Origin of the sequence: Pseudonocardia sp. EV170527-09, from assembly GCF_008369905.1 — a bacterium.
Lineage (GTDB): Bacteria > Actinomycetota > Actinomycetes > Mycobacteriales > Pseudonocardiaceae > Pseudonocardia.
Window position 1 is genome coordinate 46,450 of the sequence record NZ_VRMC01000002.1, and the last position, 15,913, is coordinate 62,362.

General features: G+C 74.5%; 16 protein-coding genes and 1 pseudogene. 9 read left to right on the forward strand and 8 right to left on the reverse strand.

The features are described from left to right. From FVA95_RS00930 to FVA95_RS00950, 5 genes are all read right to left on the reverse strand, one after another. On the reverse strand, positions 1-1,260 hold the full coding sequence (locus FVA95_RS00930; RefSeq protein ID WP_149662502.1) for an Nramp family divalent metal transporter: 1,260 nt from the start codon (positions 1,258-1,260) through the stop codon (positions 1-3). Between the two features lie 95 nt (positions 1,261-1,355). Then, positions 1,356-1,841, reverse strand: a complete 486-nt coding sequence (locus FVA95_RS00935; RefSeq protein ID WP_149662503.1) for a GNAT family N-acetyltransferase — start codon at positions 1,839-1,841, stop codon at positions 1,356-1,358. A 4-nt stretch (positions 1,842-1,845) separates the two neighbouring features. Beyond that, on the reverse strand, positions 1,846-2,472 hold the full coding sequence (locus FVA95_RS00940) for a YigZ family protein (protein WP_149662504.1): 627 nt from the start codon (positions 2,470-2,472) through the stop codon (positions 1,846-1,848). A 312-nt stretch (positions 2,473-2,784) separates the two neighbouring features. Next, on the reverse strand, positions 2,785-3,093 hold the full coding sequence (locus FVA95_RS00945) for a hypothetical protein (protein WP_161992153.1): 309 nt from the start codon (positions 3,091-3,093) through the stop codon (positions 2,785-2,787). A gap of 13 nt (positions 3,094-3,106) precedes the next feature. Beyond that, entirely contained in the window at positions 3,107-4,792 is a 1,686-nt protein-coding gene (locus tag FVA95_RS00950) for a sodium:solute symporter family protein (protein ID WP_149662505.1), read from the reverse strand. Positions 4,793-5,106: 314 nt separating this feature from the next. Between FVA95_RS00950 and FVA95_RS00955 the strand changes: the two genes are divergently transcribed. Both FVA95_RS00955 and galT read left to right on the forward strand, forming a co-directional pair. Further along, entirely contained in the window at positions 5,107-5,898 is a 792-nt protein-coding gene (locus FVA95_RS00955; protein WP_060714509.1) for a DeoR/GlpR family DNA-binding transcription regulator, read from the forward strand. A 14-nt stretch (positions 5,899-5,912) separates the two neighbouring features. Then, positions 5,913-6,992, forward strand: coding sequence for a galactose-1-phosphate uridylyltransferase (gene galT, locus FVA95_RS00960; protein ID WP_149662561.1), 1,080 nt, complete (start codon positions 5,913-5,915; stop codon positions 6,990-6,992). A 330-nt stretch (positions 6,993-7,322) separates the two neighbouring features. On the opposite strand, the gene FVA95_RS00965 is transcribed toward galT, so the two are convergent. Further along, entirely contained in the window at positions 7,323-8,447 is a 1,125-nt protein-coding gene (locus FVA95_RS00965; RefSeq protein ID WP_240051181.1) for a C40 family peptidase, read from the reverse strand. A gap of 597 nt (positions 8,448-9,044) precedes the next feature. Here FVA95_RS00965 and FVA95_RS00970 point away from each other — a divergent pair. Continuing rightward, entirely contained in the window at positions 9,045-10,421 is a 1,377-nt protein-coding gene (locus FVA95_RS00970; RefSeq protein WP_161992154.1) for a glycosyltransferase family 2 protein, read from the forward strand. A 110-nt stretch (positions 10,422-10,531) separates the two neighbouring features. Here the strand turns inward: FVA95_RS00970 and FVA95_RS00975 are convergent, their stop codons facing one another. Continuing rightward, positions 10,532-11,719 carry a glycosyltransferase family 4 protein gene (locus tag FVA95_RS00975; protein WP_240051182.1) on the reverse strand — a complete coding sequence of 396 codons (1,188 nt, stop codon included), beginning with the start codon at positions 11,717-11,719 and terminating at the stop codon, positions 10,532-10,534. Between the two features lie 210 nt (positions 11,720-11,929). Between FVA95_RS00975 and cobF the strand changes: the two genes are divergently transcribed. The 6 genes and pseudogenes from cobF to FVA95_RS01000 all read left to right on the forward strand — a co-directional run bounded on the left by cobF (position 11,930) and on the right by FVA95_RS01000 (position 15,249). After that, positions 11,930-12,736: a precorrin-6A synthase (deacetylating) gene (gene cobF / locus FVA95_RS00980; protein WP_149662507.1), complete on the forward strand. Its 807-nt coding sequence runs from the start codon at positions 11,930-11,932 to the stop codon at positions 12,734-12,736. A gap of 30 nt (positions 12,737-12,766) precedes the next feature. Continuing rightward, a pseudogene (locus tag FVA95_RS32515) lies at positions 12,767-12,970 on the forward strand (SRPBCC family protein); the annotation flags it as partial. 64 nt (positions 12,971-13,034) lie between these two features. Next, positions 13,035-13,256 (forward strand): hypothetical protein, encoded by a 222-nt coding sequence (locus FVA95_RS32520; RefSeq protein ID WP_240051189.1) that lies wholly within the window; start codon positions 13,035-13,037, stop codon positions 13,254-13,256. 79 nt (positions 13,257-13,335) lie between these two features. After that, positions 13,336-13,596 carry a helix-turn-helix transcriptional regulator gene (locus FVA95_RS00990; protein ID WP_149662508.1) on the forward strand — a complete coding sequence of 87 codons (261 nt, stop codon included), beginning with the start codon at positions 13,336-13,338 and terminating at the stop codon, positions 13,594-13,596. Positions 13,597-13,630: 34 nt separating this feature from the next. Further along, positions 13,631-14,131, forward strand: a complete 501-nt coding sequence (locus tag FVA95_RS00995; protein ID WP_149662509.1) for a DUF2029 domain-containing protein — start codon at positions 13,631-13,633, stop codon at positions 14,129-14,131. 122 nt (positions 14,132-14,253) lie between these two features. Next, positions 14,254-15,249, forward strand: a complete 996-nt coding sequence (locus tag FVA95_RS01000; RefSeq protein WP_149662510.1) for an SDR family NAD(P)-dependent oxidoreductase — start codon at positions 14,254-14,256, stop codon at positions 15,247-15,249. Here FVA95_RS01000 and FVA95_RS01005 read toward each other — a convergent pair. Beyond that, on the reverse strand, positions 15,239-15,823 hold the full coding sequence (locus FVA95_RS01005; protein WP_240051183.1) for a TetR/AcrR family transcriptional regulator: 585 nt from the start codon (positions 15,821-15,823) through the stop codon (positions 15,239-15,241). The two genes, FVA95_RS01000 and FVA95_RS01005, sit on opposite strands and share 11 nt — an antisense overlap. Positions 15,824-15,913 lie beyond the last annotated feature (90 nt).

The following is a 15,913-nucleotide window of genomic DNA, read 5'->3' on the forward strand; positions in this document are numbered from 1 at the left end:
TCAGGCGACGAACGCCTCCCAGATCAGGAAGGCGTTCAGCCCCACCACGACCGCGGCGACGACGACCGCCGCGGCCGTGGTGACGCGGTGGTTGACCAGGTCGCCCATCACCTCGCGGCGCGCGGTCAGCCACACCAGCGGGACCAGCGCGAACGGGATCCCGAACGACAGCACGACCTGGGAGAGCACCAGCGCCTGCGTCGGGTCGATCCCGATGCCCAGCACGACCAGCGCGGGGGCGAGGGTCAGCAGCCTGCGCAGCAGCAGCGGGATCCGGCGGCGCAGGAACCCGGCCATGATGACCTGCCCGGCGTAGGTCCCGACGCCCGAGGACGCGAACCCCGAGGCGAGCAGCGCGATCGCGAACCCGTACGCGGCGACGGCGTCGAGCTCGCTGCCCAGCCCGGCGAAGATGCCCTCCAGGGTGTCGGTGCCGGGCACGTCGGTGCCGGCGAACAGGGCGGCCGCGACGACCAGCATCGACAGCTTGACCAGCCCGGCCACGCCCATCCCGAGCGCGATGTCGGTGCGCCCGACCCGCAGCAGGAACCGGGTGTCCTCCGGGCCACGGGCGACCAGGCGGCCCTGGGTCAGCGCCGAGTGCAGGTAGATCACGTGCGGCATCACGGTCGCGCCGAGGATGCCGGTGGCCAGCACCAGCGACCCGACGCCGTCGAAGCCCGGGACCAGGCCCGCCGCGAGCGCGGGACCGTCCACGTCGGTGCGCGCCACGGTGGACACCAGCCCGACCAGGATGATCGCGAGCAGGAAGACGATCGCCCGCTCGAACGGCCGGTGCCCGCGCGACTGCAGCCCCAGCAACACGAACGCGATCAGGCCGGTGATCACCCCGCCGGTGAACAGCGGGATCCCGAACAGCAGGTGCAGCGCGACGGCGCCGCCGATCACCTCGGCCAGGTCGGTCGCGATCGCGACGAGCTCGGCCTGGGCCCACATGAACCGGTTCCGCCACGGGGTGAGGTGCTCGCGGCACAGCTCGGGGAGGTTCTTGCCGGTCGCGAGCCCGAGCTTGGCCGAGAGCGACTGGATGAGCATCGCCATCAGGTTCGCGACGACGATCACCCAGACCAGCAGGTAGCCGTAGCCGGCGCCGGCGGAGAAGTTCGTCGCGAAGTTGCCCGGGTCGACGTAGGCGACGGCGGCGACGAACGCGGGCCCGAGGACGGCGAGCCTGCCGCGCCACCCGCGTCGGCGCAGCTGCTCCACGCTGACCGGTGCGGCCGTGTCCGTGCTCGTCATGTGCGCCCCCGTGAAGTGATGAGGTCTGGCGAAGACGCAGTGTAGGCACGGCTAACTCTGCAGGTACAGAGGTGCAACGATGCAGACCGTGCGGGTCACAGGTAGCGGTGCATCACGTGCAGGCCGGTGGTCGTGCCGTCGGGCAGGGCGAACGCGTCGGGCACCGTGCCGACCGTGGCGAAGCCGAGCGAGTGCCACAGCGCGACCGCGCGGGTGTTGGTCGCGACGACGGCGTTGAACTGCATCGCGGCGTACCCGTCCGCGCGGGCGAGGGCCAGCACGTGCTCGCCGAGCGCGCGCCCGGTGCCGCGCCCGGCCTCGCCCGCGTCGACGGCGAAGCTCGCGGTCGCGACGTGCGAGCCCGGCCCCGGCTGGTTGGGCCCGGTCTTGGCGGTGCCGACGACCCTCCCGTCGCGGACCGCCACGACGACCCGTGCCGGCGGCGGGAGCATCCACATGCGGGTGATCCAGGCGTCGTCGGCGTCGGGCGGGACGGTGTAGGTCCGGCCGTCGGCGAAGATCGGGCGGAGCACGTCGAGGACGGCGGGGAGGTCGTCGGCGGTGGCGGGGCGGATGTGCACGCGCTCAGGGTAGGTAGAGGTCGCGCGGGCCGGCGTCGAGCGCCTCGACGTCGCCGCCGGTGTGCTCGGCGAGCCAGTCGACGAAGGCGCCGGTGTCGGTCTCGGCGACGGCCACGGTCAGCGTGACGTCCGCGCCGTGCGTGACGTCGCACAGGCGGTACGGGGAGTGGTGCAGGTCGTGCTCCAGGCGCCCGGCGCGGTCGTGGCCGACGGCGAGCAGCAGCTCGCGGTGCCGGACCCGGCGCAGCTCGCCGACCACGTCCAGGGTCGCGGTCAGGGCACCGGAGTAGGCGCGGACCAGTCCGCCCGCGCCGAGCTTCGTCCCGCCGAACCAGCGTGATACGACGGCGACGACGTCGGTCAGCCCGCGGCGGGTGAGCACCTCCAGCATCGGCACGCCCGCGGTGCCCGACGGCTCGCCGTCGTCGCTGCTGCGGGCGGTGAGGTCCCCGGTGGCGGGGTCGCCGATGCGCAGCGCGGTGCAGTGGTGGGTGGCGTCCGGCCCGGCCCGGCGGACGCGGTCGATCACGGCCTGGGCCGCTGCGACGTCGACGACGCGGGCGACGGTGCAGCGGAAGCGCGACCGCGCGATCTCGATCTCGTGCGCGCCGTCGCGGGCGATCACCCGCACGCCGCGACCGGCCTCACATCGTGACCGCGCTCGCGATCGGCGGCGCGTCGGGATCGATTCAGTGCATCCTGGAAGGGTCCGGTGACGAGGCCGCCCGCCTCACCCGGCGGGCTCCCTCGTCCACAGCAGGCGGTCCCACCGCCGACACCGAAGGGAATCCCACCCATGATCGACACACTCCGCGTCCTGCGTTCCGGCCTGACCCGCGTGGTGCGCCGGATCGACGACTACACCCTCGCGGCGTTCAACCCGGTCTACCCGAACCCCGCCGGCCGCGAGCGCTGAGGGCACTCCCGGCCGGCGTGGTCCGGGTCAGTCCTGCTCGTCGGCCGCCGGCGGGGCCAGCTTCAGCGGCCGCAGGTACACCCACAGCACGAACAGCACCCCGATCACCAGCATCCCGATGCCGGTGTCCAGGTTGAGATTCGTACCGCCGGTCTTGGCGAGGTTCTCCGGGTCGTTCCCCGACACGATGCCCATGATCAGCAGCACGATGCCGTAGACCCCGAACAGCAGGGCGATCACCGTCCGCAGGTCGAACAGGTTGGCCGCGGTCGTCGAGACCGGGGCGTCGGCCCCGGCGCGGTCGCCGGGGGTGTGGTCTGCACTCTTCGAGCTCATCGCAGGTCTCCGCTCAGCCGAACGCGATGTAGAGGACGACGGTCATCGCGAGCACCAGCGCACCGAGCACACCCGGGCTGCGGTACCAGCCCGCGTCGTCGCCGTCGGTGGAATGGGTGCGGGCCTCCTTGGACGTGAGGCTCCAGGTCAGGCCGACCAGCTCGGCGTCCGGCTTCGGGGTGGTCACCAGCGAGACCCCCGCGGCCACGCCGACACCGACGACGAACGCCGCGATGGCGCCGACGAAGCTGCCCGCCTGGCTGGACATCGTCCAGACCTCGGTGCGCACGAGGATGTCGACGAGCACCGCCGCGGCGGTACCGGAGAGCAGGCCGATCCAGGCCGACGGCCCGGTCATCCGCTTCCAGAACAGACCCAGGATGAAGATCGCGAACAGCGGTGCGTTGAAGAAGCTGAACAGCGACTGGATGTAGTCCATCAGGTTCGCCGAGCCCGAGGCGATGAACGCGGTGCCGATCGCGAGCACGCAGCCGACGATCGTGACCAGCCGGCCGACGCCGAGGTAGTAGCGGTCGGCCCGGCCCGGGCGCACCCAGTCCTGCCAGATGTCGTAGGTGAACACCGTGTTGAACGAGCTGATGTTCGCCGCCATGCCGGCCATGAACGCGGCCAGCAGGCCGGCGATCGCGACACCGAGGATCCCGTTGGGCAGGACCTCCTTCATCAGCAGCGACAGCGCGTTGTTGTAGGTGATGCCCTCGACGGCGTCGCCGCCGCCGGACTTCACCGCGGCGATCTGCGGGACCAGGATCCCGGCGATCATGCCCGGGGTCACGATGACCAGCACGACCAGCGCCTTCGGGAACGCACCGATGATCGGGGTGCGCCGGGCGGCGGACATCGACTTGGCCGACAGGGCGCGCTGGACCTCGGCGAAGTTCGTCGTCCAGTAGCCGAAGGACAGGACGAACCCGAGGCCGAACACGATGCCCAGCACGGACAGGAACGGGTTGGCGATCTCGGTGAGCGGGGTGCCGGGCCAGGCGTTGAGGTCCGCACCGCCGCTCGGACCCTCGGTGACCGCGCGGGTCAGGCCGTCCCAGCCGCCGACCCGGTTGAGCCCGGCGACGGTCAGCGGGATCAGCAGCGCGAGGATCACGAAGAACTGCAGGACCTCGGTGTAGATCGCGGCCGACAGCCCGCCGAGGGAGATGTAGCCCAGGACGACGACGGCCGCGACCGGGATCGCCAGGTACAGCGACCAGCCGAGCAGCGCCTCCAGGACCAGGCCCAGGGAGAACAGGTTGACCCCGGCGATCAGGATCGAGGCGACCGCGAAGATCACCGCCTGCACCCGCTGGGTGGTCTTGTTGAACCGCTTGAGCAGGAACTCCGGGACGCTGCGGGCCTTGGAGCCGTAGTAGAACGGCATCATCACGATGCCCAGGAACACCATCGCCGGGATCGCGCCCAGCCAGTAGTAGTGCACCGTCGGGATGCCGAACTGGGCCCCGTTGGCGACCATGCCGATGAGCTCGATCGCGCCGAGGTTCGCCGAGATGAACGCCAGGCCGGTGATCCAGGCCGGCATCGACCGGCCGGACAGCAGGAAGTCGAGGCTGGAGGAGACCGAGCGGCGTGCCGCGAAGCCGATGCCGAGCACCAGCACGAAGTAGAAGGCCACCAGCAGGTAGTCGACCAGGTTGGGGTTGAGGCGCAGGACCTCCTGGGCGGTCATGCCGTGCCCTCCCGCGACGTCCCCGGGGCCCGCCGGGCCGTCTCGTGATGCTCCATCTCGGATAGCTCCTCGCCGTCGAGTGCGTGTGCTGCCGGTCCGCCGGCCGGTGGTGCACGACGGCGCGTTGCGCGGACCAACGCACAAGCTAGACCGGACTCGATCAGAAGTGAACACTTTCGCTCGATTTCGAGACCGGTCGGTGACCTGGACGCCCCTCGGGTGGCCGATCGATACGCTCGGTCGACCCTTGCCGCACGTTCGGTTGTGTTGCATTCTGTGCGGGTGAAGCCCCGACGGTGTCCGGCCCGGACACGATGAGCCTGCTCGCCGAGCAGCGGCGCGAGGTGATCGTGGAGCAGGTCCGCACCCGCGGCGCGGTGCGGGTGTCCGAGCTCGCCGACCACCTCGGTGTGTCGGAGATGACCGTGCGCCGCGACCTCGACGTGCTGGCCCGGCGCCGCCTGGTGGACAAGGTGCACGGCGGCGCGACGGCCGTCGGCGAGCACACCACGTCCGAGCCCGGGTTCGCCGCCAAGTCGGTGTGCGAGCTGGAGGAGAAGGACGCCATCGCCGCCGCGGCCGCCGAGCTGGTGACCCCCGGCGCCGCGATCGGGCTGTCCGCGGGCACGACGACCTGGCGGCTGGCCCGGCTGCTCGCCGCGGTGCCGCGGCTGACGGTGGTGACCAACTCCGTCGCCGTCGCGGACGCGTTGCACACCGGCGGCGCCGACTCCCGCGGGACCACGGTGATCCTGACCGGAGGTGTGCGGACGCCGTCGGAGGCCCTGGTCGGCCCGGTCGCGATCGCCGCGCTGCGCTCGCTGAACCTGGAGACGGTGTTCCTCGGGGTGCACGGGATGAGCGCCGCGGCGGGCTTCTCCACCCCGAACCTCACCGAGCGCGACACCAACCGCGCCCTGATCGAGTCCGGCAGCAGGCTGGTGGTCGTCGCCGACCACACCAAGTGGGGCACCGTCGGGATCTCGACGATCGCCGAGCTGTCCGAGGCCGACGTGCTCGTGACCGACAGCGGTCTGGCCGACGCCGACCGTGCGGTCCTCGAGGGCGAGGTCGACCACGTGATCATTGCCCGGCCCGGAAGGTGACGTACGTGCAGAAGGTGCAGAAGCTGGCCACCCGGATGGCCGACGGCCGGGAGATCCTCTGGTTCGACGGCCCCGACCATGCTCCCCGGGACCCGGCCGACCTGGTCGACGCCCGCGACCTCCCGCGGGTGGTGCCCGCCTCGCAGCTGCGCTACGACGCGCTGGCCGGGGAGTGGGTGACGATCGCCGCGCACCGGCAGGACCGCACCTACAAGCCGCCGGCCGACCAGTGCCCGCTGTGCCCCAGCCGCGACGGTCGCCACACCGAGGTGCCGAGCCCGGAGTACGGCGTCGTCGCGTTCGAGAACCGCTTCCCGTCGTTCGGGTCTGCACCCGGCGCCCCGCTGCCCGAACCGGGCCCGGTGCCGCAGGCTGCGTCGGGGCGGTGCGAGGTCGTCTGCTTCACCGACGACCACGACACCCCGTTCTCCCGGCTCACCCCCGACCGGGCGCGTCTGGTCCTGGAGGCGTGGGCCGACCGGACCGCCGAGCTGGGTGCCCGGCCGGGGGTCCGCTACGTCTTCCCGTTCGAGAACCGGGGCGCCGAGATCGGCGTGACGCTGTCCCATCCGCACGGCCAGATCTACGCCTACCCCTATGTCCCGCCGTTCCCGCAGCGGATGCTGGCCCACGTCGCCGCGCACCGCGAGGCAACGGGGGAGAACCTGTTCGACACGCAGCTGGCCGCCGAGCGGGCGGGGGAGCGCGTCGTCGTTGCCGGGGAGCACTGGACGGCGTTCGTGCCGCAGGCGGCGCGCTGGCCGGTCGAGGTGCACCTGTACCCGCACCGGCCCACCCCGGACCTGCCCGCCCTCGACGAGGCCCAGCGCGCCGAGTTCGCGACCCTCTACCTGGACGTGCTGCGCCGCCTCGACGCTCTCTACGACGACGAGCTGCCCTACGTCGCGGGCTGGAACCAGGCCCCGGTGCTGGAGTCCGACGGTCGCTCCGACGCCCGGCTGCACCTGCGGCTGCACTCGATCCGCCGGGCCCCCGGCAAGATCAAGTACCTGGCCGGGTCCGAGTCCGGCGCGGGCGCGTTCATTTCCGACGTGCTGCCCGAGGGCGTCGCGGAACGGCTCCGCTCGCTGTAGCCGCCGCCCTCCCACGGGGAGCCGCCCGCCGGTGCTGCCCGCGGTCCGCCGGTGATCCGCAGCCCGCGCGATGATCCGTTGTTCGCGCGCGTTCAGACGCGCGCGCCCGGCGGATCACCGCGCGTCCGGCGGATCATCGCGCGCCGGGCGGATCATCGCGCGTCCGGCGGATCACTGCGCGCCGGGCGGATCACCGCGCGGGCTGTGGGTCTGTGTGCGGGCCGTGGGTCGCTGGGCGGGCCCTGGGCTGCGGGGCGGGCGGGGCCGGACGTGCGTCGAGGCCGCACCCCTCCCCAGGGGTGCGGCCTCGAAGGCAGGGTGCGGCGGGGGTCAGACCCGGACGGCGTTGTGGAACGGCATCGAGTCGATGTCGGAGTACTTGACCGGCTCGCCGCTGGTGGAGGCGTGGAGCACCTTGCCGTTGCCGGCGTAGATGCCGACGTGGCTCACCGGCGAGTAGAAGAACACCAGGTCGCCGGGCTTGAGCTGGCTCTTGGAGACCGGGGTGCCGTCCATCTGCGACTGCGCGCTGGAGGTGCGCGGCAGGTCGATGCCGATCTGCTCGAACGCCCACACCATCAGGCCGGAGCAGTCGAACGCGCTCGGGCCGGTGGCGCCCCACTTGTAGGGCTTGCCGAGCTGCTGCTTGGCCTGCGCGAGGGCCTGGGCGCCCTCGGCGGAGCCGCCGGTCAGGCCACCGACGATGTCGCCGATCACGCCGCCACCGTCGCCGTCGTCGTCCCCACCGTGCCGGGCCGACCCCGCGGCGGCCTTCGCCCGGGCCTCGGCCGCCTTCGCTGCGGCCTCCTTCTGGGCGACGGCGGCGATGCGGGCCGCGTCGGCCTTCTCGAAGGCCTGCGGCACCGACGCGGTGACGTGCTCGAACCCGCTGGTCAGGGTGGACGCGGCGTCGCTGGTGCCGGTTCCGCCGTGCTCGGAGCCCGCGGCCGGGATCGACAGCTTCATCGTGGCCTCGTTGGCCGCGCCGGTGAGGTCCATGTCCGCGGAGGTCTCGGGGGACTGCTCCGGCGAGCTGAGGGTCGACACGACGCCCATGACCGCGGTGGCGCCGACGAGCGTCGCCGACATGGTCGCGACGACGGCGCGCGGATTGCGCCCGAGCGGCCCGGTGTCCGAGGTGCCGCGGAGCAGGCCGACCGCGGTCCGCGAGGTGACGCCGGCGGGGGTGTCCGGCGCGTCGCGGGTGATGACGGTGTCGCTGCCGGGCGCGGCGGGCAGACCGGTCGCGGGGGTGCCGATGCGCTCCAGGTCCGGGCCCGGGGCGTCGGCACGGCGGGCACGACGGCCACCGGTCGCGGGGGTGTCGAACCCGGCCTCGGAGTAGCGGGCGAGCAGCTCGGCGGCGGAGATGCCCGCGCCGGCGTCACGGTCCCGGCGACGCCGGGGGACGTCGCTCTCGGGTGTATGGAGTTCCGGGGTGAGTGCAGTGGTCATTCGGGGGTCCTCGCCGCCTCGAACCCGCCCCGGTCCTCGTGACCGGACACGGCTCCGCCCCGCTGCGTGCTGGGTGGGCGCCAGGGGGAGTGTCGGCCAGCGGGGAGCAGGCGACCGACCAGGCGCACCAGCCGACATCTCGTCGACCAGCCGAGAGGGACCGTAACCGATCCGTGACTCGGACACCGACGGGGCTCGCCGGGTGTGCGGCGAGCGGCCGGTCCGGCGCGATCCACGCACCGGGGCCGCGACCAACGGTGCGGACGGTGCGTCGTTCGGGTCGTACGGTCGTTCGGCCGCGCCGAACGGTGTGTGTACCCGGGTGTCGCGGTGCGCACGGTGACCGGGAGAGCCCCGGACGGACCACCCTGTCCCGAACCCGGCGGTGCCGCCGGTGGCACTACGTCGGCGTGACTGGGCCGGGAGGTCGTCCGGACCGTGGCGGACGGAGCAGCGGACGGAGCGGGTCCCGTGCCTGGCGAGCGCGGGTGCCGGACGCTCTGCGACGATCGGGGCGGGTGCCCGTCGCGACCGGCGGGGCGTGCGCCGGTCGGGCCGACCACCGACACCGACCCACGATCCCGGGAGGTCGCAGCAGTGCCGGACCGAGCAGGCGACCCCGTCTGGGTGGGTGAGCTCGCCCACCACCGTGGCGTGCACGGCAGCGGCCACGGGGCCGGTGACCTCGCCGTCCCGCCGCGGTTCGGCTCGGCCCGGCTGCTGGTCACCGACGGCGGTGTCCCCGTCGGTCAGGCCGTCGTCCCGCTGCACGGGGGCCGGGCGCGCGCCGCGGACCTGGCCCGGGCCGCCGCAGCCGTCGCCGGGCGCGAACCACCGGCCGAGCCCGCGGTGTCGGCCGAGCCGCTGACCGTCGTCGTCGCGACGCGGGGGCGGCCGGAGAGCGTCCGTCGTTGCCTGGCCGCGGTGCTGGCCGGCGACCACCCCGACGTGACCGTGCTCGTCGTCGACAACGACCCGCCCGACGAGCGCACCCGCGAGGTCGTCCGCGACTGCGCGGACCCGCGGGTCCGCTACGTCCGCGAGCCGCGCCGCGGTGTCTCGGTCGGGCGCAACCGCGGCCTCGCCGAGGCCCGCACCGCGGTCGTCGCGTTCACCGACGACGACACCGAGCCCGACCCGCGGTGGGCGTCACGGATCGCCGGGTCCTTCGCCGAGGATCCCGAGCTCGTCGCGCTGAGCGGTCCGGTGCTCGCCGCGCGGCTGGAGACCCCCGAGGAGCGGGCCGCCGACGTCGCGCTGGCCTGGAACAAGGGCTTCCTGCCGCGCCGGTTCCGGCTCGACGACCCACCCGCGGACTCCCCGGTGTTCCCGTTCTCCCCGGGCCTGTTCGGGATCGGCGCCAACCTGGCGGTGCGTGCCGAGCCGGTCCGCGCGCTCGGCGGGTTCGACGAGGCGCTCGGCCCGGGCAGGCCCACCCGGGGCGGCGAGGACATCGAGCTGCTGGTCCGGATCGTGCTCGACGGCGGCACCCTCGCCTACCTGCCGTCGGCGTGGGTGTGGCACCACCACCGGCCGTCGTCGGGGGAGCTGCGCGACCAGATGGCCGGTTACGCGCTCGGGCTGGGCGCGTTCCTGGGCAAGGTGGCGCTGGACCCGCGGGCCCGCCGGCTGGCGGTGCGCCGGTTCCCAGCGGCACTGGGGCGGCTGCGTGACATCGTGCGCCGCGAGTCCTCGGAGCCGAAGCCCGTCGCGCGGGCCCGCCACGAGCAGCACGCCCCCGCCGCCGTCGGTGGGCGCGGGTCGTCGCCGGAGCCGTTCGGTGCCCCGCTCGCGGACGAGGACCGCCCGGCGCCGCAGGACGTCGTCGCGCTGCCGAGGGGGGCGGGCGCTCGCAAGCTGCGCGGACTGGTCTCCGGTCCGGCGCTCTACCTGCAGGCCCGCCGGCAGGTGCAGGCCGAGGGCGGGAGCACTCCGCCGCTGACCGGCCCGGCCCGGCCGCTGCGACGGCGCTGACCGCGGTCCGGTCCGTCCCCGCTCCGAGCCGGCCGACCGGGGCCTCCACGAACGAGGCACCCGGCGGCGCACCGGGAGCCCGGTCCGGGCAGTCGGAGCCCGGGACCGGCTCAGCCCCCCACCGGCTCGGGCGTGTCCAGCTCGGCGGCGGCCGGCGCGCCGGCGACCCCGGCCGCACTGCGGTAGACGTCGCCGAGCCGGGCCGCCCACGGCGCGGCCGCGAACCGGTCGAGGAACCGCCGCCGGGCCCCGGCCCCGAGCCGGGCACGCAGGTCGGCGTCGCGGGTGAGGCGCACCAGCTCGTCGGCGATCCGGGTGGCGTCGACCGGGGCCAGCAGGCCGGTCTCGCGGGTCACGATCTCCGGGATCCCGCCGACCCGGGTCGCGACGGCCGGGGTGCCGGTGCCGTGACCGAGCAGCAGCATCCGGGGCATCGTGTCGTGCCGGGTGGTGTGCAGCTGCACGTCGGCCGCCCGGAGCAGCGCCACCGGGTCGGTGCTGTGGCGGAACGCCACCCGGCCGGACAGGGCCTCGTCGGCGGCGACCCGGGACTCCAGCCACGGCCGCAGCGGTCCGTCGCCGCCGAGCACCACGGTGAGCGGCTCGTCCGGCGCGATCCCGGCGACGGCGTCGAGCAGCATGTCCTGCCCCTGGCCCCGGCGCATCGGCGCGACCGAGACGGCGACGACCTCGTGGTCGTCCACGCCGAGCCCGCGCCGCAGGCGCTCCCGCTCCTCGGCCGTGCCCTCGCCCGGGTCGGCAGCGCCGTCCGGGATCACCGACAGGCCCTCGGTGGACCCGGCGGCGCGGCGGTACCAGTCGCGCTGCAGGGCCGACGTGGCGATCGTGCGGGTCATGAACCGCTTGCGCGCCAACGTCTTCGCGGTCCGCCGGAGCTGGTCGCCGCGGTCGGCGGGGTGCTCGTGGATGTGGTGCAGCGTGGACACCGCCGGCACCCGCAGGCGGGCCGCGGCGGCCGAGCCGACGACGTCGGGCCGGGCTCCGTGGGAGTGCACCAGGTCGACGCCGTGCTCCCGGAACGCGGCGAGCACCTTCAGCACGGCGCGCGGGTCCCACGGTGCGACGTTCAGCTCGACCGGCGGCGCCCCGGCACGGGACAGGAGTTCGGCGACCTCGGAGTGCCCGGACGGGGCCAGCGCGACGACCACCACCCGGAACCCCGCGTCCGGGGCGGCGACGGCGAGGTCGCCGAGCGCGGCGGCGACGCCGCTGTCGTCGAGCGACTCGACGAGGTGCCCGATCGTCAGGATCCTGCTGGTGCTCTCGCTGGTGGGCACGGTGACGTGGCCTCCCGGGGTGGCGCGTGGGGGTCGGTCGTCGGCGGTCGGCCGGTGACGTGGCCCGGCTCGCCGGTCACCACGACACTACCGAGTGACGACGTGGCGATACGGGGTCGCACGCTGCGCGCATCGGGCGACACCGGAGCGGGGGTACCTGCCGATCGGGGGAGTGCCCGGGCGTGTCCGGGGTCCATTACGGTCATTCCGGTGCGCACGGTTCTCGTGATCGGGATCGGGGCCGGTGACCCCGACCACCTCACCCTTCAGGCGGTCCGCGCCCTGCAACGGGCCGACGTCGTCTTCGTCATCGACAAGGGGCTCGACGGCGGGGGGTCGCAGGACGACCTGCTGGCGCTGCGCACCGAGATCCTGCGCCGACACCGCCCGGACGGCGGCTACCGGCTGGTCACCGCGCCCGAGGTGGGCCGGGACCGCGGCACCGAGGTCGAGCGTGACGACGAGCGCTACCGCGACGTCGTCGTCGACTGGCAGGACCGGCGGGCTCGGCTCTACCGCGAGATGCTCGACGCCGAGCTGGCCGACGGCGACACCGGCGCGTTCCTGGTGTGGGGCGACCCCTCCCTCTACGACGGGACGCTGCGCCTGCTCGACCGGGTGCTGGACGGCACGGGGGAGCAGTGGGCGGTCGAGTCGGTCGCCGGGATCTCCAGCGTCGCCGCGCTCGCCGCCGCCCACCGGCTGATCCTCAACCGGGTCGGCCGCCCCGTCCTGATCACCACCGGGCGCCGGATCGCCGAGGGGATGCCCGACGACGTCGACGACGTCGTCGTGATGCTCGACGGCCGTACCGCCTTCGCCACGCTGCCGGTCGAGCAGCGTCGTGAGCTCCACATCTACTGGGGTGCCTACCTGGGGACGCCGCACGAGCTGCTCGTCGCCGGGCCGCTCGACGAGGTCGCCGACGAGATCCTGAAGGTCCGCGCCGACGCCCGGGAGCGCAAGGGGTGGATCATGGACACCTACCTGCTGCGCCGGGGTGCCGACGAGCGCTGACCCGCCGCGGGCCGACGACGAGGAGGTCGCATGCGCTACGCCGACGGACCCACCACCGAGGCCACCGCCCGGGTCGCCGCACCGCCGCACGCGGTGTGGGCGCTGGTGACCGACCCGCAGTTCCTGGCGGAGGTGTCCACCGAGATGCAGCGCGCCGAGTGGGCCGACGGCGACCGCCCCGGGCTCGGTGCCCGGCTGCGCGGCGAGCACCACCACGAGGCCATCGGCAGGTGGAGCACCGTGTCCACGGTGACCGCCTGGGAACCCGGGCGGGTGTTCGAGTGGACCGTCGAGGACGGTGCCGAGTGCGGCGGGACCGCCCTGGCGCTTCGAGCTCACCCGCGACGGCGACGGCACCGTGCTGCGTCAGTGGGCCCGGATGGGCCCCGGGCCGTCCGGGCTCACCGTCGCGATCGAGCGGTGGCCGGACAAGGAGGAGCGGATCGTCGAGGGCCGGCTGCGGGAGTGGCGGGCCGGGATGCAGCGCAACCTCGACGCCGTCCGCGAGCGCCTCGGCTAGATCGAGGTCGCTCCGGAGCGGGGCGGATCGATGTCCGGCTTACTTGACACGAAGTCGAGTAGCCTTGACACTCGTCGGTGTGGGACGGACATCGGCGAGGGGACGGCGCAACGCCGTCCGCGCGGCCCGGACGGCGGCCGGCATGACGCAGGCCGAGCTGGCCGAACAGGTCGGCGTGACCCGGCAGACGGTCGTGGCCGTCGAGGCCGGCGACTACGCACCGTCGGTCTACCTGGCCCTGGCCATCGCCCGGTCGCTCGGAGGCACCGTCGAGGGGCTGTTCGGGTCCGAGGCAGAGGCCGGCCGGGCCGCGGGGAACGCGACCGGGACATCGGAGTGAGGCCGCGCCGAGGCGCGGCGGGGGAGGACGTGTGATGGGTGACGAGACGGAGCGCGACGGCTGGTTCGTCCGGGCGGCCGCCGCGGTCGGCGACCTGGGCAATCCGTTCTACCGGGAGGAGCGCCGCCGGGACGTCTGGAACGAGGCGTCGGCCGTGGGGTTCCAGCTGATGCTGTGGCTCGGGCTGGCGGCCGCGGCGGCGATGATCTGGATCGCTGGACCGCCGGCGCTGCCCTACGTCGTGGTCGTGATCGGCATCGTCGGCGTGCCGTCGCTGGTCTGCATCGTCTACGCCGAGAGGCTCGGGGTCCGCGGTACGGAGGGCATGCGGATGGCCCGGTCGCGCATGGTCCCGGTCCTGGTCCTGGTCGTCGTCCTGGCTGCCGGGCTGCTGGTGCGCGGGAGCGACGACGGGGTCAGCGCTTCGACGCTCTGGGGTGCCGTGGCGGGCGCCGTGCTCGTCCTCGGACTGGCGGGCTGGACGGAGGTCCGGGCGCGCCGTCGCGACTCCGCCGTCGATGACACCGCGGCCTGACGGGTCCCGATCGGGCCCCTCGGTCGTCGGCCGGCGCCGGAGCGGGCACGACCGACACGACGGTCCGGGGCCGCAGGGCTGATCGACGCGCGGGCGGCGCGGCGCTGTGGTCGGATCGGTCCGTGCCCGGCAGCGTCGTCCCCTCCGTCCTCGACACCCTCCTCGACCGCACCCTGGTCCCCGGCTACTCGCGGATCGGCTACCTCCTGCGGCGCCCGGGGTGGACCGGCGACCGCGCCGACCCGCCCCGCGGCGCCCTGGCCGGGCGCACCGCGCTCGTCACCGGCGCGGGCGGCGGGCTGGGCGAGGCGATAGCGACCGGGCTGGTCCGGCTCGGCGCGACGGTGCACCTGCTCGTCCGTTCCCGGGACAAGGGCGTCGCGGCACGGGACCGGATCCTGGCCGCCGTGCCGGGGCTGTCGGCCGACCGGCTGCCGGTGCAGGTCTGCGACCTCGGCGAGCTCGCCGACGTGCGCGCGTTCGCGACCCGGTTCGCCACCGAGGTCGATGCCCTGGACGTGCTGGTGCACAACGCCGGGCTGCTCCCGCCCGGCCGCAGCGAGACCTCCGAGGGCAACGAGCTGACCCTGGCCGTGCACGTCCTCGGGCCGCTGCTGCTGACCCGGCTGCTCACCGACACCCTCGCGGCCGGCGCCGAGCGGTCCGGCAGCGACTCCCGGGTGATCATCATGTCCTCGGGCGGCATGTACGCCCAGCCCCTGCGCGACGACGACCTGCAGTTCCGCACCGGCGACTACGGCGGCACCGCGGCCTACGCCCGCACCAAGCGGATGCAGGTCGTCCTGACCGGGCTGCTCGCCGACGAGCTGGCCCCCCGGCAGGTCACCGTGCACGCACTGCACCCCGGCTGGGCCCGCACCCCGGGCGTCACCGGGTCGCTGCCGCTGTTCGACCGGGTCGTCGGCCCCGTGCTGCGCACCCCGGCCCAGGGCGCGGACACCGCGGTGTGGCTCGCGGCCGCGCCGTCGTCGGCGGTCGGGACCGGCCGGTTCTGGCACGACCGCGCCCCGCGGCCCGAGCACTACCTGTCGCGGACCCGGGAGACCGCGGCCCAGCGCGAGCGGTTCCGCGCCGAGGCGGACCGGCTCACCGGCTGACCCCGGGTGCCTCCAGCAGGGTGCGGGCGGCACGCGTGACGTGGGCCAGCACCGTGTCCGGGTCGGCCCGCCCGACCGCGCCCTCGGGCAGCAGCGGCTGGACCAGGCTCAGCCCGAGCAGCCAGGTCAGGACCAGCTCCGCGCGCAGCTCGGCCTCGGCCCGGTCGGCGGCGCCGGTGGCCTGCGCGGCGAACGCCTCGGTGAACGCCCCGGCCAGCTCCCTCCGCACGGCCGTGGCCGCCTCCGACGTCCCGGCCGAGCGCACGACGGGCCCGAACAGGTCGCGCTCGGGGCCCTGGCTGCTGTCGAGGACGGACCGGAGCAGCCGGGCCAGGAGGTCCTCGGGCGGGCCGTCGTGCAGCACGGCGAGGGCGCGCTCGGCGGCGACCCGGGCGAACAGGGCGTCCTTGCTGCCGAAGTAGCGGAAGAGCAGCGCCTGGTTCACCCCGGCCCGGTCGGCGATCGCACGGACCGAGGTGCGGTCGTAGCCGTGCTCGGTGAACAGGTCCGCGGCCGCGGCGAGCAGGGCCCTGCGGGTGCTGTCACCGGAACGGGCGGACGGGGCGGCGGTCACGGGGGAGTGCTCCTTCGTACGTACTGGAGGTGCGGCGCGGGGACCGGCGACGGCGGGTCCGGTGTCGGCGACCGTAGCGTCCGGGCGTCG